Below are 22,792 nucleotides of genomic sequence, written 5' to 3' on the forward strand. Positions count from 1 at the left end.
CTTGCCTACAGACGCAACCTCCTAGACGGAAGCTGCATGGATGTCAGAGAATGACAATGACGATTTCTTGAAGCCGACTGTTCCGGTATTTGCGATGTTATGAGATGTGTTGGCCAGGTCCTTCTGGGATACCTTTAGGCCAGTCATGGCGGTATAAAACATTGTAAGTCCACAAAAGTTTTTCTCTGACGGCTTAGTTTTGCAAAAGACATGCCACACGCTAGGCACAAAACCCATGCGTGTGCGGGCGAACTGTCTTCAAAACAATGAAGCTCACCCTTGCGATTGAGTGTTCGGAGCAAGACTTCCTATGACCAGGCAGTCGGATAGCCAAGCATAACTCAATTCTTCATCAGCGATCAGTTGTACCGCAGATGGTTTGCAGCCACTCTGATAAGCCCTTGAACCGGGCGCAAACCGCCACTGGACACCGGTGGCCACATTGACCTTTGCCAGTATCAATAACACTCTGATTATGGGATATTATTTTACTGTAAATTCTTACGCTTTGCGAGACAGGCCTCGACAAACGCTTGCAAAATAGCTGTTGGTTGCCGGGGGCAGCAGTTACTGAAGACCCTACCGCCGGTTCATGGATATGAATATGGTGAGGGTGTACGAAACTATCTTTATGCGCATATTGGCAACCGGCGTCTTTACTTGCTTCGGAACAGTCTCGACCTGGGCCGCCTGAACGGAGGTTTGAACTGGACATGCACCACCCGTTACTTTCCGGTGACACTAACATCATTCCAATTGTGGGGCACCCCATTGCCCAGGTGAAATCGCCAGCCGGCCTGAGCCGCTTATTCTCTGAAAGGGGGGTGAATTCGCTGGTCATACCGGCAGATGTCTCGCCCGATCACCTGCAGACATTTCTGGCGGCGGTCTCGATAACGCGCAATGTTCCCGGCCTGATTGCCACCGTGCCGCACAAGCGTGCACTGGCCAAATTCTGCGACAGACTGACAGAGCGCGCCCGTTACGCCGGATCGGCAAATGTCATGTTCAGGTCAGAAACCGGCTGGGTGGGCGACAATACAGACGGTCTCGGTCACTGCCACGGGATCATCGCTGCCGGCGGAACCATAAGGAACAAACATGTGCTTCTCATCGGTGCGGGAGGCGCGGGGTCTGCCATGGCCTATGAATTTCTCAATATGGGCTGCCTGTCGCTGGCCATTCATGACATCGAAGCTGTCAGACGTGATCACTTGATTGCGAGGCTTGACCAGAAGTTCCCCGGTCGTGTCCATGTTGGTTCGACCGATGCCGGCGGGTTTGATCTGGTATCGAACGCGACACCACTTGGGATGTCTGGACAAGACGATTTCCCGGTGAACCCAGACACCCTGTCCACCGGGCAGTTTGTAGCGGAAGTTGTGACCAAGCCTGTGATGACACCTTTGCTGAAATGCGCGTTAGAGCTTGGCTGCGATATCATGACCGGTGATCAGATGTTCGAGGCGCAGAGCGATATCCTGATACAGGTGCTTGGCGGGTCACTGCCTGAAGACAGTTGATGCTTTGATTTGGCGCTGCAACTGTGCCTGCGCAAGGGCCTTGCATCCGCCAGACCATTACGTCACTAATAATTTAATGCTGCGTGGTCGGACGTATCGGCCCTTGGCAGCGGGCAGGGGGTGTCTACTGGACCCGCCCGACGCCGGACCCCGGCGTGTGAAATCCCTCGATCATGGTAAATGGCTGCGCTGGCGTGGCCATGTCTAGCCCGCAGGACAGCACCAACGCGCTGTGATGCGGCATGGGAGGAAAGATATGAAAGCAGGAGTAATCGGTCTTGGTGACATGGGGTCTGGTCTGGCGAAAAACCTGATCGCGAACGGATTCGAGACTTGCGGGTTCGACCTGGACAAGGCGCGCATGGCAGATTTCACCAAGATGAGCGGCGTTGCCTGTGCCGGACCGGGTGATGTCGGGCGGCACGCCGATGTTGTCTATGTCATGGTGATGAATGGCGATCAGGCCAAAGCCGTGATCCTTGGCGAAAACGGACTGTCCTCGACCATGGCCGAAGGCGGGATCATTATCCTGACTGCGACCATCAAGCCGGCTGAGGCCCGCGAGATCGGCGGCGCGCTGCACGGCACCGGCCTTCGCCTGATCGACAGCCCTGTCTCGGGCGGGTTCCCGGGCGCACAGGGCGGTACACTGACGATGATGGCCGCAGCTCCGGATGACCTGATGGCGGCAGCCAGGCCCGTGATGGAGGCGGTGTCAGGCACCATTCACCATGTTGGCACAGCCCCCGGTGAGGGACAGGTCATGAAGGCCTGCCTCCAATCCATCATTGGGTCAATCTTCAGCGCCACCTTCGAGGCAGCCACGCTCGCCGCCAAGGCAGGCGTGTCCGGCCAGGCGCTCTACAATGTCGTCTCCACTTCTGGCGCTGGCTGCGGCATTACCAAGACCGCGCTTGAGAACATCATCGACCGCCGCTTTGAAGGAACCGGGTCCGGTATCGGTACCATGCACAAGGATCTGACGATTTTGCTAGGCATGGCTGAAGAAATGGGAGTACCGATGTTCACCGCGTCGACGGCGATGCAGATATTCCATCAGGGAAAGACCAAATATCCACAGGGCGACAACTGGATCTGCACACGAATTATGGAAGAGATTGTCGGTGCCGAGCTGCATCGCTAAGGGAGTGTATGATGAAACTTGGTGTGATTTGTGACGGTATCAGCCGCGATCTGGCGCATACCGTGGATGTGATGGATGAATTCGGGCTGGAATATGCCGAACTGCAATTTGTCGGCGAGAAAGAGGTCGGCGACCATGATGCTGGAGAAATCCGAGAGATCGACGCATTGCTTCGAGACCGCGGCAAGCCGGTCTCCTGTCTCAGCCGCCATATCTTTGCTGGCACCACCATCGCCAACAAACCCGGCGATGATCTCCATACGAAGCACATGGACGCGCTGAAGCGGGTTATCGAGATGGCGCATATCGTCGGCTCGCCGCTGGTCCGGATCATGACCCCAAAGAAGGAACAGATCCTGTTCGGCTTCAACGGAGCGGAAAAGTGGAATGTCGCCAAAGGCGCGTGGGATGCCATGCTGCCGCTGATCGCGCCGGCGCTCGATGTGGCGCGCGATGCCGGCGTCACGCTTGTTGTGGAGACTGGCAACGGCACGATGGTCAATTCCAACTATACCGGCCGCAAGCTGATTGATGATCTGGACGGCAAGGATGTGCTGAAGGTGCTGTGGGATCCGGCGAACAATTGCTGGTGCCATGAGACCGCCTTTCCCGACGGGTATGACGAGGTAAAGGATGGCTATCTTGGCCACATCCATATCAAGGATGTCAAAGTGGACACGCCGCGTGCCACGCTTGAGGTGCGGCCCATGGGCGAAGGCCAGCTTGCTGATCAATTTGCCCCCATGGCCGATGCGCTTCGCGCGGACGGCTATGACGGGGTGATCAGTTTTGAATCCGTCTACCATCCCGGCAATGGCGATTTTGAAGCTGGCTTCCGAATGAATATTGGAAAGTTCAAGACGCTGTATGGCTGATCAGGTCTGTTTCAAGCCCAAGATCAAAGATTGCGCCTCTGCGCACTGACCCTGAAGGGGGCATTGGCGGCGCCATACCCGTCATAGCCCCCGTCCCGCTGAACAATCTCGAAGAACACCTCACTGGCGCGCTGACGGCTATAAAGTTGGAAATAGCGGCCGTCTGCATCCTCGTCATAGAGAATTTTCGATGCGCGGAGCCGTTCGACAAACGCATCATCCAAACCAAACCTGGCGCCAAGATCCTCGTAATAGTTTGGCGACATCGCAAGTGCATCGAACCCGCGCAAGGCAAGCGCTTCAGCAGTGGCAAAGATATCATCGCAGCTGAAAGCAAGGTGCTGCACAGCCGCCCCAAAGGTGCGATCGATGAATTGACCGGCAAGCGTATTCTGGTTCTCAGCACCGTTCAACGTGACCCGCATCTCGCCGGAGACATTCTGGATGGCCCGGCTTCTCACCAGCCCTCCCGGGTCCACCACATCCACCATGGACACCTTTTCCACCTCGAGGATCGAGGTGTAGAAAAGCGTCCAAGTCAGCATTTCCTCGTACTTCATCGTCTGGGCCAGATGGTCAATCTTTTGAAGGCCGACCCCTGTAGCAGGCTGCGGCGCATCAACGGTCCTGAAATCAACCTCCCACCAGTTTGCAAGACCGCTGGCATCATCCACAAACCGCAACAGGCCGCCCCCGACGCCCCGGATTGCCGGAATTTTCAGTTCGTCTTCACCCTCGGTTGTTTCCACGATATTCGCACCGAGACTTCGCGCGCGATCAATGACCGCAGCAGCAGCATCAACCTTGATGGCAATGTCGCAGACCGATGTTCCATGCACCTGATAGGCAGATTGGGCCGGTCCCGAGTCCTCGGTATTGATCAGGATATTGATCCCATTCTGGCGCCAGTGTGCGACCTGTTTCGAAACATGGTTGCCCACATGGACGAATCCCATCATGGACAGAAACGCGGCCAGATCAGAGGCTTCATGTTCACTTGTCGTGAATTCGACAAACTCGATCCCCAGGCAGGTGCCGCGGGCAGGCATTCGAGGCACCGGCAGACGCATGTCAGGTTCATTCCGCCGGACATCATCCATCAGTGCCAGCAGTGAGCGATGCCCATCGCGGGCGATCATTGCCGGGCTGCCTCCCCTGAACTGATCGTTGAACACCTCCAGAGACAGTGGCCCGGCATATCCTGTTGAACTTACGGCACGCATAAAATCGACGACCCGAAGATCACCCTCACCCGGCATATTGCGGAAATGCCGCGACCAGTAGAAAAGGTCCATGTCGATCAAAGGTGCGTCTGCAAGCTGGACAAAGAATATCTTGTCACCCGGTATGGCACGGATCGTATCAGGGTCGATCTTGCGGCTGAGTGTATGGAAACTGTCAAGGATCAGTCCGACATGACTATGGCCGGCACGGCGCACCACTTCCCACGCGTCACGATGATCATTGATATGCCGTCCCCAGGCCAGCGCCTCAAACCCAATTCGCAGCCCCCTCGCCTTTGCCCGCTCGCCAAGCTCGGCAAGATCATCAGCAGCCCGGTCAATGCCACCAAGCGCGTGGGCAGACAGGTTCGAGCAAATCAGAACAAGATCGGCGCCCATGCTGTTCATCAGGTCGAATTTTCGTTCTGCCCGGTCGAAAGCTCGTGACCGATAGGGTTCCGGCAACCCTTCAAAATCACGGAAGGGCTGGAACAGCATGATTTCCAGCCCATAATCCTCGACCAACCACCCAACATCCACAGCAGCGCCGTCATAGGCCAGAAAATCCTGCTCGAAGATTTCGATGCCGGTAAAGCCGGCGCGTGAGATCGCTGCAAGTTTCTCGCGGAAGTCACCGGCGATCGATACCGTGGCAATGCAGGTTCTGAGTTTGCCCGGAGCGTCGTTCATACCAGCTACCTTCCTCGCCATTTCGGCTGTCGCTTTTGCAGAAAGGCCAGCCTGCCTTCCCTGGCATCTTCGCTGGCCAGCATGGCTTCGAAAGCCGGATACCGCGTCGCGAAGGCGGTCTCGAGATCCGGCAGGTCAAGTCCTTGCATCATCATCTGCTTCGTTGCACGCACCGCCAGTGGCGCGTTCTCGCAGATCATCGCGGCGGTTTCCAAAGCCATTGCCAGAACACCGGTGCCACCAGCCGGAGATGGTGAAAGCTGATTTACAACACCCATTCCGACAAGTTCATCAGCGGCAAACATGCGCCCTGTCAAAGCAAGTTCCATCGCCTGTTTAAGCGGCACCTGCCTTGCCAGACGATGCAGCCCTCCACTTGCCGCCAGTCCAACGCGTGGCTCCGGCAACGAGAACCTTGCGCTGGGCACGGCCACGCACAAATCACAGGCCAGGACGATTTCCATCCCACCACCGATGGCGTCTCCGTTCACCGCTGCGATAACCGGTTTAATTAGATCAAAGCGTTCTGCGAGACCGGCGAAGCCTGTTGACGGGAGATTGGCGCGGTCAAGGCCGGCATCCACAGACAGGTCCGAGCCGGAACAGAATGCCTTGTCGCCCGCGCCTGTTATAATGGCGACGAGAAGCGTGTCACTCGCGGCAAATGTGTCGAAAAGGCTGGCAAGCTGATGGTGGGCGTCAGGGTCCAGTGCGTTGCGGCGATGCTGCCGATCAATGGTCAGGATCAGTGTTCGGTCTTGTGTTTCCCATCTGATCCCGGCGGCATTGCCCTGCATCTATCTACACACCCCGACGTCACGCGTCCATCGCCGCCCGGATATCTTCGTCCGCCATTTCGCGACCGAGATAAGCCTCGACAACCGCCGGATCGTTCTTGACATGTTCGGGCGTGCCCTCGGAAATCTTCTGCCCATGATCAAGCACGCTGATGGCATCGCAGGTCGACATCACAACCTTCAGGATGTGCTCCACCACGATGATTGTGAGATTGTACCGTTCCTTGAGGGTCATTATGGTGGTCATCAGATTGTCGACATTGACCGGCGAAAGCCCCGCCCCCGGTTCGTCGAGAAGCAGCATTTTCGGACGCATCGCGATGGCCCGCCCAAGCGCCAGAAGACGGCGCTGTCCACCAGACAGTTCTGCGGCCGGAATCTCGGCATGGTCCGCAAGGCCGATAAATTCCAGCAACTCCTGCATCTCTTCCCTGACAGCCTTGTCCTGACGTCGCACCTCGGCACCGTTAAGGAGCGGGGCGAGTGGCCCGTATTTCGTATGCGGGTGGTAGCCAACCATGACATTGTCGAGAACGCTCAGCTCGCCATAGAGACGCAGCAACTGGAAGGTTCTGGCCAACCCCAGCCCGGCGATCGTATGTGCCGGGCTGTTCGTGATGTCTACCCCGTCGAAGCTGATATGGCTTCCCTCGTCAGGCTGATACACCCCGGTAAGAAGATTGAAGAAGGTCGATTTGCCGGATCCGTTTGGCCCAATCAGCCCGTGGATCGTGTTCGGCTCAACTTTCAGGCTGACCTTGTCAATCGCCTGCAGACCGCCAAAGCTCTTGCTCAGGTTACGAGTTTCTAGCAGCGCCACCCAACTTCTCCTCGCTTCTCTTGATAAATCTGCGATTCCGCTGCACACCCTCGAACCAGCCACCAATTCCACGAGGCATGAACAGCACCAGAAGAACCATTGACAGACCAAAGACAAGCGGCTGGATCACAATCGGGCGGTCCATGAAATAAACCACCAGATCCTTGGTCTGATCATAGGCGATAGTCACAACAATGGCACCGATAACCCCGCCCCAGACATTGCCGATACCACCAAGAACCACCATCAGAAGCAGGGTTACCATTTCGATGACGGTAAAGTTGTTGTGATGGAGATACCCCGGCGGCATATGTGCGAACAACGCACCTGCCAGGCCTGCATAGATAGCGCTGAGGACAAAGGCCAGCAGCTTGTATTTCACCACATTGATACCGTTCACCGAGGCGGCAATGGTGTCCTCGCGGATCGCCTGGAAGGCGCGTCCGGTGGCCGAGCGGAGGATCGCAAAGGAAAAATAGATCCCCACGACGGCGGCAGTCATTACGAGATAGTAATAGCTGGTAAAGCTGTCGAAAACATACCCACCAATGCTCGGCGCCGGGATCATCATCAGGCCGGTGCTGGACCCAAGTGCCGGTGTCACAGCAATGAAAATGCGGACGGATTCACCAAGCCCAAGCGTCGCAAGTGCGAGATATGCACCTTCCAGTCGAACCGAGGGCAGCCCGACAATGAGGCCGGCAAAGGCGGTCACCAGAACCGCGATCGGGATCGACACCCAGACCGGCAGACCAAATCCGAGTGCACCACCAAACCCGCCAGGTTCAAGTGACAGCACTGCCGAGGTCACCGCCCCGATGGCGTAAAGACCTATGTGGCCGACCGTGACCTGGCCACAAAACCCTTTCACAATATTCAGCCCAACGGCCAGCATGATAAACAGACAGGCGCGGTTTGCCAGATCAATCAGATAGTCATTGAAGAAAGTCGACAAGATGAACGGCAGAGGCAGCAGCAGCGCATAGGCTGCGAGCCATGGCAAAAGCCTGTGGCGTTGTGCCAGCGCATCTATCAGGTCAGCAATACGTGATAGAAATACCATATCGAGCCATTCCCCCGGATCCGTCTGAAGACAAAAAATCGGAATATGAAATCAAGAGAATGATGGTCGGGGCAAGCCCCCGACCATCTGTTTTGTTACGCCTATTCGAGACCGAAATTCTCATCCATGGTCACACGGGCAAGCACCTCGGTTTCGAAGTTTTCACCACCCTTGGTGTAACCGATAAGAACCGCAGTACGGTTGCCGTCACGGCACTGCGGGGTCGGCGCCGCGCAGAAGCTGATCGGCCCCGATGCCAGCCCTTGGTACCCCTTGACGTTGGCAATCGCATCGCGAATGGCGGTGCGGTCGGAAGCAAGCGCGCTGTCGGAAAGGTCGAGATCAGCATTTTTCAACGCAATTTCCATGATCCGAACAAGGTCATAAGCCTGCGAGAAATCATGGTCAGGCGCATGAATGTTGTAGCGCGCACGGGTCATAGAATTGAACAGCTTGGCAATCGGACGCTGGTCAGCAGCCGAATAGGCAGCTGTGAAGAACACACCCTTGACCGCATCGCCGGCAATTTTCGGTACCGGCGCGTTGGAAGCCGAAGATGAGCCGATGCGACGGACATCCTCGCCGATGCCAGCCTCATAGGACTGTACCAACGCACGGGCCATGGTCTCTGCCAGAGCAGCCACCATGATGCCATCTACATTCAGGTTCTTGATCTTCTGCATGTGAGAACGGAAATCGACTTCCTTTTCCTGCACATCGGCAACATAGGCCGGCTCGGCACCAAACTGCTTCCTCATCTGGCCCTGCATGGAAGCACAGTCATTGACAGAGGCCGCATCGGCGGCACAGATGTAGGCAATCTTTTTGCCGATATTCTCGCCAACATATTTTGCGGCAACACCACCGTAATAGCGGCCAGATACCGGAATACGGAAGACCCATTCACTGCCCTTCTGGGTGATCTTGCCGTTGGTGGAATGCGGGATCATCTGCGGCACGCCGGCCTTCGCCGTCACGTCAACGATCGGCAGCGACACAGAAGAACATGTCGAGCCAATCAGCAGATGGATCTTCTCCTGGAAGATCAGCTTATTCGCGTTTGCAACGCCCTTGTCGGACTTGCATTCATCATTCATCAGCGTGGCTTCGATCATGTTGCCATTGATGCCGCCGGCATCATTGATCGCGTTGATCTCGTCCATCACCATCTGACCATAGGCCTGGCCGTTCTCGCTGACCATTCGCATCGTGATTCCGACACGAATATCGCCGGCGAACGCAGCCGTGGCGGCAAGACCGACACCTGCGGCCATGACACCGGCAAACATTTTGTTCAGTACTCGCATGTTTTCCTCCACTTAGTTTCAGGCTTTGCCCTTATTCATAGTGAGCCTGCTCACTATGCCTTCACCTTTGCCTCAACCCCGAACAGGCCTGATGGCTTGAACATCAGGACCAGGATCAACAGCAAAAATGCGTAAATGTCCTTATGGCTGGGTGAAATGTACGCGGCACCCAGATTTTCGAAGATGCCGACCATGATTCCACCGACAATGGCGCCGGGAAGCGAGCCGAAGCCACCAACGACCGCTGCAGCAAACGCCTTCATCAACATCAGATAGCCCATTTCCACCTGCACCGACTGCATCGGACCAATCAATACGCCGGCGGCGGCGGCAAGACCGCAGGCGAGGCCGAAAATCAGCGAGATCATCAGCGGCACGTTGACACCCATCAGATAGGCGATGTCCTTGTTATGGGCGACGGCGCGAACCGCAAGGCCAGTCTTGGTATGCCGCAGGAAATAATGCAGACCCACCATGAGTAACACCGAAATAATCGCTGTCAGCACATAGCTTTCAGGCACCTGCACATCACCAGGGAAACTCAGTCGCGGGATATAGTCCAGATTGGCACGGAAAGGCTCGGCCTCGGCGCCAAAGAAGAAATAGGCCGTGTTGACCAGCGCAACGGACATGCCGAAACCGCAGATAATCATTCCCATGCCGGCAACGGTATATCCGCCGCCAGCGCGCGTCAGCCTTCGATAGAAGACCCGTTCGACCGCCATTCCAAGAAGCGCCGTCAGGATCATCGCACCGATCAGCGCGACCGGGTAGGGCACACCGACATTATGCGCCAGCACAAGACCGAAAAAGGCACCGAACATATACATCTCACCATGTGCGAAATGCACGATATCAAGGCCGGAATAGATCAGCGAGATGCCCAGCGCCACGATGCCATAGACCACACCGATGGTGACGCCAAAAACAATGAAGGCCAGCAACGAGTTGTAATCAAATCCCATTATTTCTATCCCCCGTGAACTGCCGCCTAATTTCTGAGCGCCTTTGTGGTGTCGGCAACCGAACCGCCAAGGAACGATTCCTTGACCGCCGGATCGCTGATCAGTTTGTCGGCCTCACCCTGCATCATGATCACACCGTCCCGGATGATATAGCCGTACTGGGCCAGGATCAGTGCCATCCGCACATTCTGCTCGACGACCAGGATCGTCACGCCGGATTTTGCGATCCGGTTGATATTGGCAAAAATTTCCAGAACCACTTTCGGAGCCAGCGCGGCGCTTGGCTCGTCAAGCATCAGCATTTTCGGCGACGCCATCAGGCCACGGCCAATGACCAGCATCTGTACCTCGCCGCCGGACAGCGTGCCGGACAATTGTTTGCGCCGCTCCCGAAGCACCGGAAAGAAATCATACACCTTTTCAAGGTCGGCCTTGGTACCTTCGCGGTCTTTGCGAGTATAGGCACCAAGCACGAGATTTTCCTCTACCGTCATTGCCGGATAGGCTTCCTTGGCCTGTGTCACCTGAACAAGGCCGAGGCGCATGCGCTCGTGAGGCTTCATTTTCGAGATATTCACACCGTCAAAGACAACATCGCCTTCCATCAGGGGAATCAATCCTGAAATGGCTTTGAGCAACGTGGACTTACCGGTGCCGTTGCCTCCAAGAAGGGTAACGATACCGCCCGTCGGCACATTCATGTTTATGCCGCGCAGGATCTTCAGATTGCCATAGCCTGCATGGACACCTTTAACTTCAAGCACAGCTCCCCCCGGGCCAGCAACGAATCCAAGCCTTACCTTACGGGCTTCACTCCACGCAGAGCAAGGCGTTAAGACACATTAGCAACGATAGTATGGTCCGATCCCGGATAAGGAACCACAAATTTGATGGTTTTCCATCATTTTGGCCTGAAAAACGAATATCCATGCACTGCCGCCGTGTTCAGAAGGCGGCGTTCATTCGTTCCAGAACCACCGCGACCATCGTTTCCGGTGGCGTCTTCCACCATCGGTCACGCGAAAAGATCTCGACTTCGACCGGGCCGAGATAGCCGGCTGCCTCGATCATCCGGCGCCAGTCACGAAGGTCGATCTGCCCGTCACCCGGCATCCCGCGATCAAGCCGGAGGTCCCGCGTATCGGAAAGCCAGTCCGAGACGTGATAGTTCAGAATACGATCACCGGCACGCATCAACTTTGCCTGCAGATCGTGTTCCCACCAGAGGGCGTAGGCGTCGATAGCAAGACCGATGTCGTGGCCCTCATCAAGCTGATCGAGAATATCGAGCGCTTCGCCAAGGCTGGAGACCACCGAACGAAAGCCACATACCATCGGGTGAAGGGGTTCAAAGGCCAGCCTGACCCGGTGGCCGGCGGCAATTTGCGCCGCTACGCAAAGTTGGTCAACAAGCAGGCCACGGGCATGCTCAATGTCGCCGCCATGACCGGCGGAGGCCAGATCCTCAAACCCGCCGGTAATCATCACCATGGTTCTGGCACCGAACATGTCGGCAAGTTCAAGCCGCTGACGAAGCGCCGCCTCACCCTCGAAAAGACAGCCAACACACAGCGATTCGGCGATCATGCCGCTGTCATCCCATATCCGTCTGGCCTCGGCGACACCGCATGCCTCGATCATCGGTGCCCAGAGCGCGGTCCGGGCAATACCGGCATTACGCAGCACCGCCAACGAGTCGGCAAAATCACATTGTCCTGAAAGTGAAACCTGATGCACACACAGGTCATCCAGTTGCAGATGGCGAGGCGAGGCTACCATGTAGCCCGCCCACCGGTGACATCGAAGACCTGACCGGTGGTGAAGCTACAGGCCGGGGAAGCGATAAATGCCGCCACACTGGCGATCTCCTCGGGCGTGCAAAGACGGCCCATCGGGATCCGACTCTTCTTGTCGGCAATATATTCCGCGCTCATCCCGTCCAGCAGGCTGGTCATCGCCATCGAGGGCGCGATGCAGTTCACGGTAATCTCCGAAGGCAACAATTCACGGGCAAGCCCCTTGGCAAGCCCGATTACGCCGGCCTTTGCCGCGCCATAGGGCACGGCACCGGGATTCCCCTCCTTGCCGGCGATCGAGGAGATGATAATGATCCGGCCCCGCTGGCGCGTTCTCAGATGGTCAAGTGAAGCCTGCACGGTCAGGAACACACCGGTCAGATCGACCGACATCACCGTCTGCCATTCTGCCAGCGAATAGTCCCACAACGGCTTCGTCGGCCCGTTCACCCCGGCATTCGCGACAATGCCATCGATATCACCAAGCGCCGCGAGGCTGGCGGCAAACCCCGCCTCCGTCTGTGATGGGTCAGTGACATCGACAATCCGACTGTCAGCGAAGACCGGATTGTCCTTCATGCCACTGTCATCGAGATCCCAGCCCGACACCTGTGCCCCAAGGCTGTGGAACAGCGTGCTGATGGCAAGGCCGATGCCCTTGGCGGCACCGGTGACAATGAAGCTTTGACCGGCGATGTCCATGGGTTTGTTCATATTGCTGCTCCTGCTTTCATTTCCATCCACCATCAGCTGTTCGGTACCCATTGGAGAATGTGACTGGCGACGGCGACAAGCTCACCATCCTGATTGGTGACCTCGATCCCGGCTGTCGACCGCCGACGCTCGGTATCGATCTCGGTGACGGTATAGGCGACGGTGATCGTGTCGCCGAGAAAGACCGGCTTCAGAAATCTGATCTTGTCATAGCCGACCGAGACCGGGGTTTCCGACGCCTCGCGGCTATGCGCGATCATCTGGGTCGAGACCGTGGACATGAACCCAACAAGAAGCGCGCCATGCGCCATCAACCGGCCATAGCTTGATTTCTCCATATAGACCCGATTGACGTGGTTTGGGGAGAAATCGCCGGTGATACCGGCAAACTGATAGACATCGCTCTCCGAGACTGTCTTGGTGAAGCTGGTGTTGTCGCCAATGTCGAGATAGAAATCCGCCATCCTATTCCTCCTGTGGTTGCAGTCACGTTGACAGGTTGATGCGCGTTCCAACACTCGCCGCCCGCGCCGCCGCAAGGGTCGCATCAAGCGATCGGCTACCATTCAAGGCGTCGATAACCGGTGTCTCAAGGCCGCGCGTCACCGCGCACAGATGTTCGCACTGCGCGACATAGGCATCGATGAACGGTGCATCGATCACCTCGGGCCCAATCTCATGGTGCCAGTTGCCATTGCGCTCGGCATGCCGCCACAGCACAAGATTCGGGAATTCCAGCGCGCCCTCGGTACCAAGAAAACGGATGGCATTCATGCCCGTCTTTGGGAATTTCACACTCTCTCCAAGCGCCATTTCCCAAGTCCAGGGTGACGGGGTGCGATCCGAAAGCAGGAAACTTCCAACCGCCTGATTGGCAAATTTCAGGCTGATCGCGACCGCATCCTCTTTCTCGAAATTCTGGTCATGGTGCGTCATCTCAGCGGACACCGAGGTAATGTCGCCGCAGATAAAGCGCAGGATGTCGATTTCATGAATCAGGTTGGTCAGGATCGGGCCAGCCTTGAGATCACGGCGCCACGCCGGAGCGTAATAGTCGTCGTCCTTGCGCGTTGTCCACTGGCCGCTTACCGCCATCAGTCTGCCGATGCGGCCACTCTGGATGATGTCTCGCGCCATCTTCGCACAGGGATAATATCGTCTCTGATGACCAACCAGCACCTGACATCCCTGCGCCGCGGCATAGCGCGTCATCTCGTCGGCCTCTTCCATGGTAGCGGCAATCGGCTTTTCAACCAGTATCGTCTTCCGATGTTTGAGGGCCGTCATCACATCGGCGTGGTGACGCTCCGTCGGGGTGGCAATGATGACCGCCTCGACATCCATCTTCGACAACATGGTATCGGCATCGGCGAAAACCCCGAGACCGCGCGCGTCGCCAAGCGCCGCCGCGGCTGGTGACGGGTCGGCAACGGCCACCAACTCGATGTGCGCCACCTCATCAATGGCCTTGATGTGTCGGGTGCCAATCGACCCGGCCCCAATCAATCCAATCCTGAAAACATCCATCGGCCTTCTGCTGTCCTTCATTCCCTAAACAGGCCACTGTTCATCTCCGACAGAGGCGACTCCATGTGCGGCGTGAATCCCATTCGGTCAAGCACATCCGCCTGCAGGTCAATGCCCGGGGCGATCTCGACAAGATGCACACCGTCCTCGCGCAACTCGAAAACCGCGCGCTCGGTGACATAGATGACATGCTGGCCCTGCACGCTGGCCTGCGGGCCAGAAAAGGTGATCTGGTCGACTTTTTCAACCAGCTTGGGAATCCGTCCATGCGACGTGACCCGCAGGGTGCCGTCACCCGTCTCGAAACGGGTACCGCCAGTATCGAAGGTGCCGCAGAACACCACCTTGCGCGCGTTCTGGGCGATGTCGATAAACCCACCAGGGCCGACCGTATTGCCACCAAGCTTGGACACATTGACATTACCGGTGGCATCTATCTCACCAAAGCCGAGAAAGGCGATATCCAACCCACCACCCGAATAGAAATCAAATTGCGAGGGGCCATCAATCATGCAGCTCGGGTTCATCGCATAGCCGAACAGATCACCATCCATGAGCCTGCCGCCATAAGTGCCATGCTCGATAGTCTGGAAATAGCGCCCTGCATGACCATCAAGGTCGATCAGCTTGGCGATCTGATCAGGAATGCCAAAGCCGAAATTGATCACCGCATTGTCATGGAGTTCGCGCTGTGCGCGGCGCGCAATGACAAGGCGTGTCGAGAATGCCGGCTGCGGCGACGCCAGATCGTCCCGGCGATCCTGCCCGGACAATGCCGCGTCATAGACAACGTCATAGCCCTGCCGCTGTGTCTCATCGACGACAATGGCATCGACCAGCGCCGCCGGAATGCGCACCTCACGGGCCTTCATACTGTGGCGCGGCACCGTCCCGCGGACCTGGAAAATAACCTTGCCACCACTGTTATGCGCCGCCGCAGCTATCGCGTAGATATCGAGATTGGCCGGCTCTTCCTCCAGCGAGATGTTACCATCCTCATCGGCATAACTGCCGCGAAGAAGCGCCACCGTCACCGGAATCGGCAGATAGCGCAGATAGTCCCGACCGTCGATGGTGATGATCTCGGTCAGATTCTGCTTTGCGGCCTCATTCATGCGTCCGCCATCCAGCCGCGGATCAACAAAGGTGCCAAGTCCGACATGGGTGATCAGACCGGGGCGACCCGCGGCGACCTCGCGCATCAATTGCATGATCACGCCGCCGGGCAGCACATAGGCCTCAATTTCATTGTCCCGCGCCATCTGCTGCATGCGCGGCGACCAGACCCAGTGGCCCCCAATGACACGTGTGGTCATGCCAACATGCGCAAACCGGTTCATGCCGCGTTCCTGCCTGTCGCCAATACCCAGCGCATGTATGCAGGTCAGATTTCGGGGATGTCCCGTCGCAAGGAACCGGCGCTCCACAGCCGCGTGAAGCGCGCTTGCCTCAACCAGACCACCACCACCACCGGTCAGTCCGATTACGGCACCATCCTCGATCATCGCGGCGGCTTCGTCCGCGGTTAGAAACTGAACCTTCGTCATCTTGCCTGCTCATAAATGTCGAACAGGCCGACATCCCCCTTCATCATCTGCCGCGCCATCACCATGCGGTGTATCTCCGAGGTGCCGTCATAGATCCTCGCAATGCGGGCATCCCGGTAATAGCGTTCGATTGGCAGGTCACGGCAATAGCCGGCGCCACCATAGATCTGCACCGCCCGGTCGACGACCCGGCCAAGCATCTCGGATGCCTGAACCTTCAGCATCGAGATCGCGCCGCGCGCCTCGTCCCCGGCATCGATGCGGCTTGCCGTCTGCCACAGGGCCAGCCGGCAGGCGTTGATCTCCATCGCCGAGTCGGCAAGCATCTGCTGGATCATCTGGAATTCGCCAATGGCTGATCCGAATTGCCGCCTGTTCCTGGCATAGTCGAGGCAGCCATCAAGGATCATGCTGGCCTTGCCGACGGCCCGCGCTGCCACCTGTGCCAGCCGCACTCGACCCAGGGTGGCCAACGCCAGCTTCAGACCCTGCCCCTCCTGGCCAAGGAGACAGCCTTCATCAAGCTCTACATTCTCGAATCGCATTTCAACATGCGACGTGCCCCGCAACCCCATCATCGGCTGATCACGTCCGATGGTGAATCCGGGACACCCCTTGTCAAGAATGAAGGTGGAAATACCACGCGCACCGGCATTCGGGTCCGTTACCGCGGTGACGATAAAGAAGTCGGAATAAAGGCCGTCCGAAATGAAATGCTTGGCTCCGTTCAGCACCCAGACATCGCCCTTTCGTACCGCTCTTGTTGTGATGGCGGCGGCATCGGACCCGGCCTCGGGCTCGGTGAAGGCCACAGAAAAGGTTCGCTCGCCACGAACTGCCGGCAGCAGATATGTCTCGATCTGCGCGTCGGTGCCTTCCAGAAGGATTTCATAAACATTGCCGAAAGCGCGGCGAATCAGGATATCGCTGGTGCGACCGAACTGCTCCTCGGCGATCATCCAGTCGAGAACCGACAGACCGCCACCACCATATTCGGTCGGGATATTCACTGCATAAAGCCCGAGCGCCTGTGACTTCGCCCGGATCTCGGCAGCCAGGTCATCGGCAAGGTAACCTGTCTGCTCGATTTGCGCCTCCAGCGGGCGCAGCTCGTCATCGACAAAGGAACGGATGGTGGCGACAAGCAGGCGCTGTTCCTCGGAGGGTGAAAAATCCATCAGAAAAACCCCTTTGTAGCGCCGCCATCGACAGCAATACCGGCGCCATGGATATGGCGCGCCTCGTCACCACACAGGAATGCAACAAGCGCTGCCGTGTCATCGGGCTGGCCAAGCCGGCGAATGCCTTCAGCCCGCATACGTTCGGCCCGGACATCGTCAATGCTACAATTCTCGTCCCGCGCCCGTGTTGCGAGAAGCTGCTGCAGGCGTTCGGTCTCGGTCTGGCCTGGATTTATCCAGTTCACATTCACATCATCCTGAAGACCCTGCCCGGCAAGCGCCTTGCTGAAATTCGCCAACGCCGCATTGACCGCGCCACCGACCATGAATTTGGCGTCGGGGGTGCGCGACGCCCCGCCAACGATCATCACCACATTCCCATGCGCGGCGGCGAGCAACGGCCAGAATAGGCGCGAAAGCCTTACCCCGGCATGGAATTTCAGTGCAAAACCGTCAATGAAATCGGCATCATCCTGGTCCGGGAACACACCGCCCCTGGTCGCGCCGGCACTATGAACAAGGATATCACAGGCACCAAAGGCCCGGCTGTGCGCGTCAAACACCGCCTGACACCCTTCAAGCGTTCGCAAGTCGGCGGCATGCGCCTCGACCCGGCCGTCCGACTGCGCGGCGATGACCTTGGTCGCCGCCACGCAATTCGCCTCGCTGCTACCGGCGACCATTATATCCGCACCCTCACGCGCCAAACGCGCGGCGATGGCAAGCCCGATACCCCGCGTTCCGCCGGACACAAAGGCTGTCTTACCTGTCAGTGAACCCATGTCGTCACGCTCCCTTGTGGTCGGGCACACCGACATAATGTGTTTCGATACCCTTCACCAGCCCATAAAGGCTACGCAATGTCGGGACGGCAAGACCGGCGGCGTCGGCAAGCTGCAACGGTGTGCCATAGATGAACTCGATCTCGCTCGGTCGGCGTGCCAGAACATCGAGACAAAGCGAGGATTTGTTGTCACCGGTGCCCCCCGGTGCGGTCATCAGTTCGAGACCCTTTACCACAGCGTCCCGATCAAGGTCGATATTCTGCGAATGCGCAATCGAGATCGCCTCGTCGAGCGCGGTGAAGCACACCTTTCGCAGCGGATCCAGCCGCAGGATTTCGGCACTGGTCAGATTGGTCACGCCGGAAACAGCACTCATGGTCATGTTACCGAGAAGTTTTTTCCAGATCTCGGTCCTGATATCGGCGCTTGCATATGTCTCCAGCCCGGCTGCAGTGAAGGTGGCGGCGATGGCCTCGGCCCGCGGCGACATCCCACCACTCCATTCACCGATATAGGACGGCACCCGGTCGAAGTCATGTATCTGCCCGGGACCGGTGCGGGCACCGGCCATCGAGGTCAACCCGCCAAAAACATTCTCCGGCCCAAGGATTTCGGCGAGGATATCCTCGTTTCCAAGACCGTTCTGGAAACTGATGAACACGGCGCCGGCATCGGCAAGATGCGTCATCGCGAGTGCCACCTCGCGGGTCGCTGTTCCCTTGCACTGCACCAGCACGATATCGGCCTGTTCGACCTGTGTGGCGTCATGCGCTGTCGCAAGCATCAGGTGCCTGTCACCGCCAAGGCCGGAAATATACAGTCCTTTCTCACGAATGGCGGCCATATGCTCGCGGTCGGTATCGACAAGCGTTACCTCCAGACCACCTTCGGAAAGGATGGCACCAAACAGGGCGCCCATGCCACCGGCGCCGACAACGGCCACATGACGAATATCCTTGGTCATCCGATATCTCCTCCCCGGATCTGCCGGATCGCCCCGGCACTGTCTCTTCGCAGCAGGAGCCGATGCACGGCGTCCAACCCAAGACGGAAGGAGTCGGCACCGAACCCGACAATGCTGCCGTCACTGACCCCCGCCGTCAGGCTTACCTGGCGAAACGCCTCGCGCCGGTCATTATTGGACAGATGCACCTCGACCTTAGGACCTTCAAACATCGCCAGGGCGTCACGAAGCGCCACCGAGGTATGGGTATAGGCCGCCAGGTTGAAAAGGATCGCCGCCGCGTCACCGCGCGCCTTCTGGATCGCAGTCACCAGGACGCCCTCGTCATTCGATTGCATCATCTCAATCCTCCGACCAAGGTCCACGGCCTGATCGGCAAGGGCTGCCATGATATCGGCCATGCTGTCCGCGCCATAGATTTCCGGCTCGCGTGTGCCAAGCATGTTCAGGTTGGGCCCAAAGATGACCAGCACGTCAACCATACCTCTCGTCTCCCGCGTTGCCATGCCGCCGTGTCAGAACGCAACTTCAATGACGCCAAGCGCACCGAAATCCGCGCGCACATGATCGCCAGCTGAAAAGGGTTGTGGCACCGAGGCCGCGCCCGTGGAGATAAAATCCCCGGCCCGCATTTCGTGGCCACGCACCGCCAGATGATTGACGAGATCAGCCGCCGCCTCGGCCGGCAGGCAGCGCATCTCGCCAAGGAAATTGTCGGCAGGGGCACCCCCGGCAACCGTGAGCGCAATCAAATGCTGTTGAAAGTCGATCGCCTGCCAGTCATCCACAGGATCGCCAAAGACAAAGCCAATGCCGCCGCCATTGTCCGCTATCGTCATCAGTGAATTTTCAGCCTTGCTGGCGTCGTCCAGACGATAGCGGTTGCCGATGATCTCCAGCGCTGGGTGCAGCACCATCATGGCTTCCATCTCGGTGGCCGTCCAGGGTGCCTCGCGAAGATGCGGCGTTGCGGTCAGCCGGAAGGCGAATTCGGTCTCGATGCGTGCATCTGGAAACTGGTCAATTGGCAGGTTGTGATGTGGTCCGACATAGCTACGCGAGGCAAAGATCCGTCCCGGGATCACATCGTCATGGCCGTCAAGCTCGCGCATCCTGGCGCTGGTCGCGCCAACCTTCCAGCCAGCCAAACCCTGACCAAGTTCGTCATGCATGCGATCCTGAACGAAATACGCTTCGGTCCTGTTGCGAGGATAAAAACGCGGGTCAACCGCCACCTTGTTAGCGGGATCGCGCCACGACGCTGACAGCATCCCCGCCAAATCTTCCAATACGGCCTTGCGCGATTCATCCATCGCCTTCCTCCCCTGACAACCGATATGGCTGTCGGTTACCTGATCTAAGCCAACAGGAAAGGTGGACAATCGCAAAGGGTAAAAATGATGAAAAACCCTCAGAAGATGACACCTGATGGCAGGTCACGAAATGATGTCGGTTCGCGGCAGATTTTCGGAGGTATAGAACTGGAAGTCGACATTCGCCATGGTTGTTACGGTTTCATATCCATGTTGTCTGGCGATGAAATCCAGGGCCCCAAAGGCCTGTTGCATCGGGTTCGAGTCAATGACCATGTCAATGAGACCTGATCGCAGGTTCTCTATGGAATAGGGGCTGAGATCATGGACGATCTTGGTCATTGATCTGACCGATTCTTCGTGCCGACCGGACTCGATCAGGGTCTCGAGCAATTCATTGTTGGCCGGGCCGTAGAGCACACGGAAATCATCCTGCTCATGGAGTGATGCCAGCAGATTTGATGCGGCTTCCGAGATCGTCGCCGGCGGCGGCAATAACGTCAGCTTGTCCCCGATGCCCCGGTCGGTGAAGAACTGGCAAAACCCCGTGATACGGTCCAGATTTGAACGCGCGTTCGTTCCAGGTTCGACGACAAGCACGCGCCCGCCCTTACGACATATGGCTTCACTGAGCTTCGCGGCCGAGCGCCCTGCATTGACATTGTCGATTCCGACATAGCAGTGCCTGCCGCTATCGGGGATGTCGGTACTGATGGTGACGATGAATGTCCTGTCGACCAGATCCCTGACCGCGCTGGCTATGACCGGCAGGTCGCTTGCGAAAAGAATGATTCCGTCACGGCGGTCCGCTGCGGCATGAAGATGTGAGACGAGTCTGTCCGGGTCATTCGCATCGAAATGCGTGCGATAGATGGTGACTGGATACTCGACCAGTTTATTCACCGCCGCGAGGGACTGGTTCAACCGCTCGGAATAGGCTGTTGCATTGCGCGCAAAAACCGCCTCGATCGAAAGCTGTCGACGTTTGCCGGTTGGCAGAATGCGCTTGGTGCCAAGCTCGCGCGCGCTGTCGAGGACACGGGCCACGGTTCGCTCGCTGACACCGCCGCGTTCATTCAGCACACGATCGACGGTAGCAAGACCGACGCCGGCATGTTTTGCAATATCTTCAAGGCGCACCTTTTGCCGACGCGCCGTCATGACCGAAGATCTACGGGACCAAGTTCACCAATGGATGCCGCCATCTGATCGCGACCACGTCTCGGCAGACCCTCGGTTGGCACCGGCGTATCATAGGCGTAGTCCGGATCCGTTTTCTGACGCTTCCAGGTCTCCCGCATTTCCTTCCAGGCACCAAACAGCGTCCGCGGCGCCGGCATGTCATCGACTGTGGCCGCATGCAATGCCTTCAGATTGTAACAGGGAACACCGGCGAACATATGGTGCTCGAGATGCCAGTTCATGTGCCAGTAGAGGAATTCGGACAGCGGGTCGAGGGTGATGGTGCGGACCGATTTGCGGAAATCGGTCTCGCTGCTCTTCAGCCCGCAATGCATAGGCACCCCGACAAGATAGCGCCACAGATTGGCGATGAACGGGGAGCCCGAGATCAACAAGGCAAGGATCGGCTGGCCGATGGCGAAGGCGCCAGCGATGACGACGCCATGAAACAGCAGCGTGATCCGCGCCCAGATGCTGGCACGGCGGCGATGCTCATCATACCCGTCATACAATTCCTCGCCCCATGAATTGAACGGGTTATCAAACCTGTTTGCCGCGATCGCGATAAAATTATGCAACGTCGGCACGAGGCCCTTCGACTGGTATCCACCGAAGATGTTCACGGTCAGGAGTTGCAATAGATACAGGGCCCGCAAGGACGGCGTCGCCGGCATGACCTCTTCACGGTCGCCTTCGGGATGCAGGGTGAACCGATGATGATAATTGTGGCTGAACTGATAGACCTCGAAATTGTTCCAGCCAAGAAGCGCAAAAATCCGCAGAAACGCTTCGTTCATCCATTTGGTCTTGAACACGGTGCGATGGCAAAGCTCGTGATGTGGCGCGGTGAAGAAGGAGCCGACCGTGCCGTGAGCGAACAGCGCGGCAACAAACCCTAGCCACATCTGCTGCGAGAACAGATAGAAGGTGATGCCGCCAGTTGCCGCCCAGAGGCCAAGATGACCGAGCGCCATGAACAACCCGCGCCCATCGTCGGGGGTCATCAGGCTGCGAAGGATTTTCTTGTCGACGGGACAACGATACCAGCGAATCTGCAGCGTCTTGCTGACTTCGCGCATCGGTACCAGTTTCATATCCCTTATCGTGTCTGAAAGGGGGTTCATCTAAAAATTGCTCCTGTAATATCTGGCAATCAGAGTCCCTGCCAACCCAGCCTCAATGCGAGGGTCACGAGCAGCCATGGCATTAGCCAACCGGAACAGCCGCATCAAGCAAAGGGCAAAAATGATTAAAACCCATCAATCACATTTATTGAAGTATCCTATTTGATCGGTAGCATTTCCAAGTCCGAATTCCCGCCGAGGAACTTGAGGCTTTTCTTGCCGCGCTGGACAGGTAAGGTCAGTTTCAGGATG

Annotated in this window: 23 protein-coding genes; 3 read left to right on the forward strand and 20 right to left on the reverse strand. The window is 57.5% G+C overall.

Features of this window, described 5'->3' with window-relative positions:
* Positions 1-21 precede the first annotated feature (21 nt).
* Positions 22-237, reverse strand: coding sequence for a flagellar basal body protein (locus AB3X55_04235; GenBank protein ID MEX0502782.1), 216 nt, complete (start codon positions 235-237; stop codon positions 22-24).
* Positions 238-713: 476 nt separating this feature from the next.
* Here AB3X55_04235 and AB3X55_04240 point away from each other — a divergent pair, with 476 nt between their 5' ends.
* From AB3X55_04240 to AB3X55_04250, 3 genes are all read left to right on the forward strand, one after another.
* On the forward strand, positions 714-1,523 hold the full coding sequence (locus tag AB3X55_04240) for a shikimate dehydrogenase (GenBank protein MEX0502783.1): 810 nt from the start codon (positions 714-716) through the stop codon (positions 1,521-1,523).
* Positions 1,524-1,779: 256 nt separating this feature from the next.
* Entirely contained in the window at positions 1,780-2,667 is an 888-nt protein-coding gene (locus AB3X55_04245; GenBank protein ID MEX0502784.1) for an NAD(P)-dependent oxidoreductase, read from the forward strand.
* Positions 2,668-2,678: 11 nt separating this feature from the next.
* Complete coding sequence (locus tag AB3X55_04250) at positions 2,679-3,542, forward strand: sugar phosphate isomerase/epimerase family protein (GenBank protein MEX0502785.1); 864 nt, start codon at positions 2,679-2,681, stop codon at positions 3,540-3,542.
* A 23-nt stretch (positions 3,543-3,565) separates the two neighbouring features.
* On the opposite strand, the gene AB3X55_04255 is transcribed toward AB3X55_04250, so the two are convergent.
* The 19 genes from AB3X55_04255 to AB3X55_04345 all read right to left on the reverse strand — a co-directional run bounded on the left by AB3X55_04255 (position 3,566) and on the right by AB3X55_04345 (position 22,540).
* Positions 3,566-5,455, reverse strand: a complete 1,890-nt coding sequence (locus AB3X55_04255; protein MEX0502786.1) for a bifunctional sugar phosphate isomerase/epimerase/4-hydroxyphenylpyruvate dioxygenase family protein — start codon at positions 5,453-5,455, stop codon at positions 3,566-3,568.
* Between the two features lie 5 nt (positions 5,456-5,460).
* On the reverse strand, positions 5,461-6,252 hold the full coding sequence (locus AB3X55_04260; GenBank protein ID MEX0502787.1) for an enoyl-CoA hydratase-related protein: 792 nt from the start codon (positions 6,250-6,252) through the stop codon (positions 5,461-5,463).
* A 19-nt stretch (positions 6,253-6,271) separates the two neighbouring features.
* Positions 6,272-7,072 carry an ABC transporter ATP-binding protein gene (locus AB3X55_04265; protein ID MEX0502788.1) on the reverse strand — a complete coding sequence of 267 codons (801 nt, stop codon included), beginning with the start codon at positions 7,070-7,072 and terminating at the stop codon, positions 6,272-6,274.
* Positions 7,050-8,135, reverse strand: coding sequence for a branched-chain amino acid ABC transporter permease (locus AB3X55_04270; GenBank protein ID MEX0502789.1), 1,086 nt, complete (start codon positions 8,133-8,135; stop codon positions 7,050-7,052). The genes AB3X55_04265 and AB3X55_04270 overlap by 23 nt, the downstream gene beginning before the upstream one ends.
* A gap of 101 nt (positions 8,136-8,236) precedes the next feature.
* Positions 8,237-9,442 (reverse strand): ABC transporter substrate-binding protein, encoded by a 1,206-nt coding sequence (locus AB3X55_04275; protein MEX0502790.1) that lies wholly within the window; start codon positions 9,440-9,442, stop codon positions 8,237-8,239.
* Positions 9,443-9,495: 53 nt separating this feature from the next.
* Positions 9,496-10,407: a branched-chain amino acid ABC transporter permease gene (locus tag AB3X55_04280; protein MEX0502791.1), complete on the reverse strand. Its 912-nt coding sequence runs from the start codon at positions 10,405-10,407 to the stop codon at positions 9,496-9,498.
* A 26-nt stretch (positions 10,408-10,433) separates the two neighbouring features.
* Positions 10,434-11,171, reverse strand: coding sequence for an ABC transporter ATP-binding protein (locus AB3X55_04285; protein ID MEX0502792.1), 738 nt, complete (start codon positions 11,169-11,171; stop codon positions 10,434-10,436).
* Positions 11,172-11,352: 181 nt separating this feature from the next.
* A complete protein-coding gene (locus AB3X55_04290; GenBank protein MEX0502793.1) occupies positions 11,353-12,186 on the reverse strand; it encodes a sugar phosphate isomerase/epimerase family protein in 834 nt (277 codons plus the stop codon).
* A complete protein-coding gene (locus AB3X55_04295) occupies positions 12,180-12,917 on the reverse strand; it encodes an SDR family oxidoreductase (GenBank protein MEX0502794.1) in 738 nt (245 codons plus the stop codon). Before AB3X55_04295 ends, AB3X55_04290 begins: the two co-directional genes overlap by 7 nt.
* A gap of 32 nt (positions 12,918-12,949) precedes the next feature.
* A complete protein-coding gene (locus tag AB3X55_04300; protein ID MEX0502795.1) occupies positions 12,950-13,381 on the reverse strand; it encodes a MaoC family dehydratase in 432 nt (143 codons plus the stop codon).
* A 22-nt stretch (positions 13,382-13,403) separates the two neighbouring features.
* Positions 13,404-14,444 (reverse strand): Gfo/Idh/MocA family protein, encoded by a 1,041-nt coding sequence (locus AB3X55_04305; GenBank protein ID MEX0502796.1) that lies wholly within the window; start codon positions 14,442-14,444, stop codon positions 13,404-13,406.
* 17 nt (positions 14,445-14,461) lie between these two features.
* Positions 14,462-15,991 carry an acyl CoA:acetate/3-ketoacid CoA transferase gene (locus tag AB3X55_04310; protein MEX0502797.1) on the reverse strand — a complete coding sequence of 510 codons (1,530 nt, stop codon included), beginning with the start codon at positions 15,989-15,991 and terminating at the stop codon, positions 14,462-14,464.
* Positions 15,988-17,169: an acyl-CoA dehydrogenase family protein gene (locus AB3X55_04315; protein MEX0502798.1), complete on the reverse strand. Its 1,182-nt coding sequence runs from the start codon at positions 17,167-17,169 to the stop codon at positions 15,988-15,990. Before AB3X55_04315 ends, AB3X55_04310 begins: the two co-directional genes overlap by 4 nt.
* On the reverse strand, positions 17,169-17,954 hold the full coding sequence (locus AB3X55_04320; GenBank protein MEX0502799.1) for an SDR family oxidoreductase: 786 nt from the start codon (positions 17,952-17,954) through the stop codon (positions 17,169-17,171). Before AB3X55_04320 ends, AB3X55_04315 begins: the two co-directional genes overlap by 1 nt.
* 4 nt (positions 17,955-17,958) lie before the next feature.
* The gene (locus tag AB3X55_04325; protein ID MEX0502800.1) at positions 17,959-18,921 is read right to left on the reverse strand and encodes a ketopantoate reductase family protein; all 963 of its coding nucleotides are present in this window, start codon (positions 18,919-18,921) and stop codon (positions 17,959-17,961) included.
* Positions 18,918-19,403: a type II 3-dehydroquinate dehydratase gene (locus AB3X55_04330; protein MEX0502801.1), complete on the reverse strand. Its 486-nt coding sequence runs from the start codon at positions 19,401-19,403 to the stop codon at positions 18,918-18,920. The genes AB3X55_04325 and AB3X55_04330 overlap by 4 nt, the downstream gene beginning before the upstream one ends.
* 33 nt (positions 19,404-19,436) lie before the next feature.
* Entirely contained in the window at positions 19,437-20,234 is a 798-nt protein-coding gene (locus AB3X55_04335; GenBank protein MEX0502802.1) for a 2-keto-4-pentenoate hydratase, read from the reverse strand.
* A 123-nt stretch (positions 20,235-20,357) separates the two neighbouring features.
* Positions 20,358-21,395: a LacI family DNA-binding transcriptional regulator gene (locus AB3X55_04340; protein ID MEX0502803.1), complete on the reverse strand. Its 1,038-nt coding sequence runs from the start codon at positions 21,393-21,395 to the stop codon at positions 20,358-20,360.
* On the reverse strand, positions 21,392-22,540 hold the full coding sequence (locus tag AB3X55_04345; protein ID MEX0502804.1) for a fatty acid desaturase: 1,149 nt from the start codon (positions 22,538-22,540) through the stop codon (positions 21,392-21,394). The genes AB3X55_04340 and AB3X55_04345 overlap by 4 nt, the downstream gene beginning before the upstream one ends.
* Positions 22,541-22,792: the final 252 nt, after the last annotated feature.

It is taken from the genome of Alphaproteobacteria bacterium LSUCC0719 (assembly GCA_040839025.1).
Classification (GTDB): Bacteria; Pseudomonadota; Alphaproteobacteria; order Puniceispirillales; family Puniceispirillaceae; genus UBA8309.

Bases quoted from the DNA above. Each gene is read 5' to 3' on its own strand.
- AB3X55_04320 (MEX0502799.1), bottom strand. From the start codon at position 17,954: ATGGGTTCACTGACAGGTAAGACAGCCTTTGTGTCCGGCGGAACGCGG.
- AB3X55_04270 (MEX0502789.1), bottom strand. From the start codon at position 8,135: ATGGTATTTCTATCACGTATTGCTGACCTGATAGATGCGCTGGCACAA.
- AB3X55_04235 (MEX0502782.1), bottom strand. From the start codon at position 237: ATGGGTTTTGTGCCTAGCGTGTGGCATGTCTTTTGCAAAACTAAGCCG.
- AB3X55_04345 (MEX0502804.1), bottom strand. From the start codon at position 22,540: ATGAACCCCCTTTCAGACACGATAAGGGATATGAAACTGGTACCGATG.
- AB3X55_04315 (MEX0502798.1), bottom strand. From the start codon at position 17,169: ATGGATTTTTCACCCTCCGAGGAACAGCGCCTGCTTGTCGCCACCATC.
- AB3X55_04240 (MEX0502783.1), top strand. From the start codon at position 714: ATGCACCACCCGTTACTTTCCGGTGACACTAACATCATTCCAATTGTG.
- AB3X55_04340 (MEX0502803.1), bottom strand. From the start codon at position 21,395: ATGACGGCGCGTCGGCAAAAGGTGCGCCTTGAAGATATTGCAAAACAT.
- AB3X55_04255 (MEX0502786.1), bottom strand. From the start codon at position 5,455: ATGAACGACGCTCCGGGCAAACTCAGAACCTGCATTGCCACGGTATCG.
- AB3X55_04290 (MEX0502793.1), bottom strand. From the start codon at position 12,186: ATGGTAGCCTCGCCTCGCCATCTGCAACTGGATGACCTGTGTGTGCAT.
- AB3X55_04330 (MEX0502801.1), bottom strand. From the start codon at position 19,403: ATGGTTGACGTGCTGGTCATCTTTGGGCCCAACCTGAACATGCTTGGC.
- AB3X55_04275 (MEX0502790.1), bottom strand. From the start codon at position 9,442: ATGCGAGTACTGAACAAAATGTTTGCCGGTGTCATGGCCGCAGGTGTC.
- AB3X55_04280 (MEX0502791.1), bottom strand. From the start codon at position 10,407: ATGGGATTTGATTACAACTCGTTGCTGGCCTTCATTGTTTTTGGCGTC.
- AB3X55_04245 (MEX0502784.1), top strand. From the start codon at position 1,780: ATGAAAGCAGGAGTAATCGGTCTTGGTGACATGGGGTCTGGTCTGGCG.
- AB3X55_04305 (MEX0502796.1), bottom strand. From the start codon at position 14,444: ATGGATGTTTTCAGGATTGGATTGATTGGGGCCGGGTCGATTGGCACC.
- AB3X55_04310 (MEX0502797.1), bottom strand. From the start codon at position 15,991: ATGACGAAGGTTCAGTTTCTAACCGCGGACGAAGCCGCCGCGATGATC.
- AB3X55_04295 (MEX0502794.1), bottom strand. From the start codon at position 12,917: ATGAACAAACCCATGGACATCGCCGGTCAAAGCTTCATTGTCACCGGT.
- AB3X55_04260 (MEX0502787.1), bottom strand. From the start codon at position 6,252: ATGCAGGGCAATGCCGCCGGGATCAGATGGGAAACACAAGACCGAACA.
- AB3X55_04335 (MEX0502802.1), bottom strand. From the start codon at position 20,234: ATGGATGAATCGCGCAAGGCCGTATTGGAAGATTTGGCGGGGATGCTG.
- AB3X55_04250 (MEX0502785.1), top strand. From the start codon at position 2,679: ATGAAACTTGGTGTGATTTGTGACGGTATCAGCCGCGATCTGGCGCAT.
- AB3X55_04325 (MEX0502800.1), bottom strand. From the start codon at position 18,921: ATGACCAAGGATATTCGTCATGTGGCCGTTGTCGGCGCCGGTGGCATG.
- AB3X55_04300 (MEX0502795.1), bottom strand. From the start codon at position 13,381: ATGGCGGATTTCTATCTCGACATTGGCGACAACACCAGCTTCACCAAG.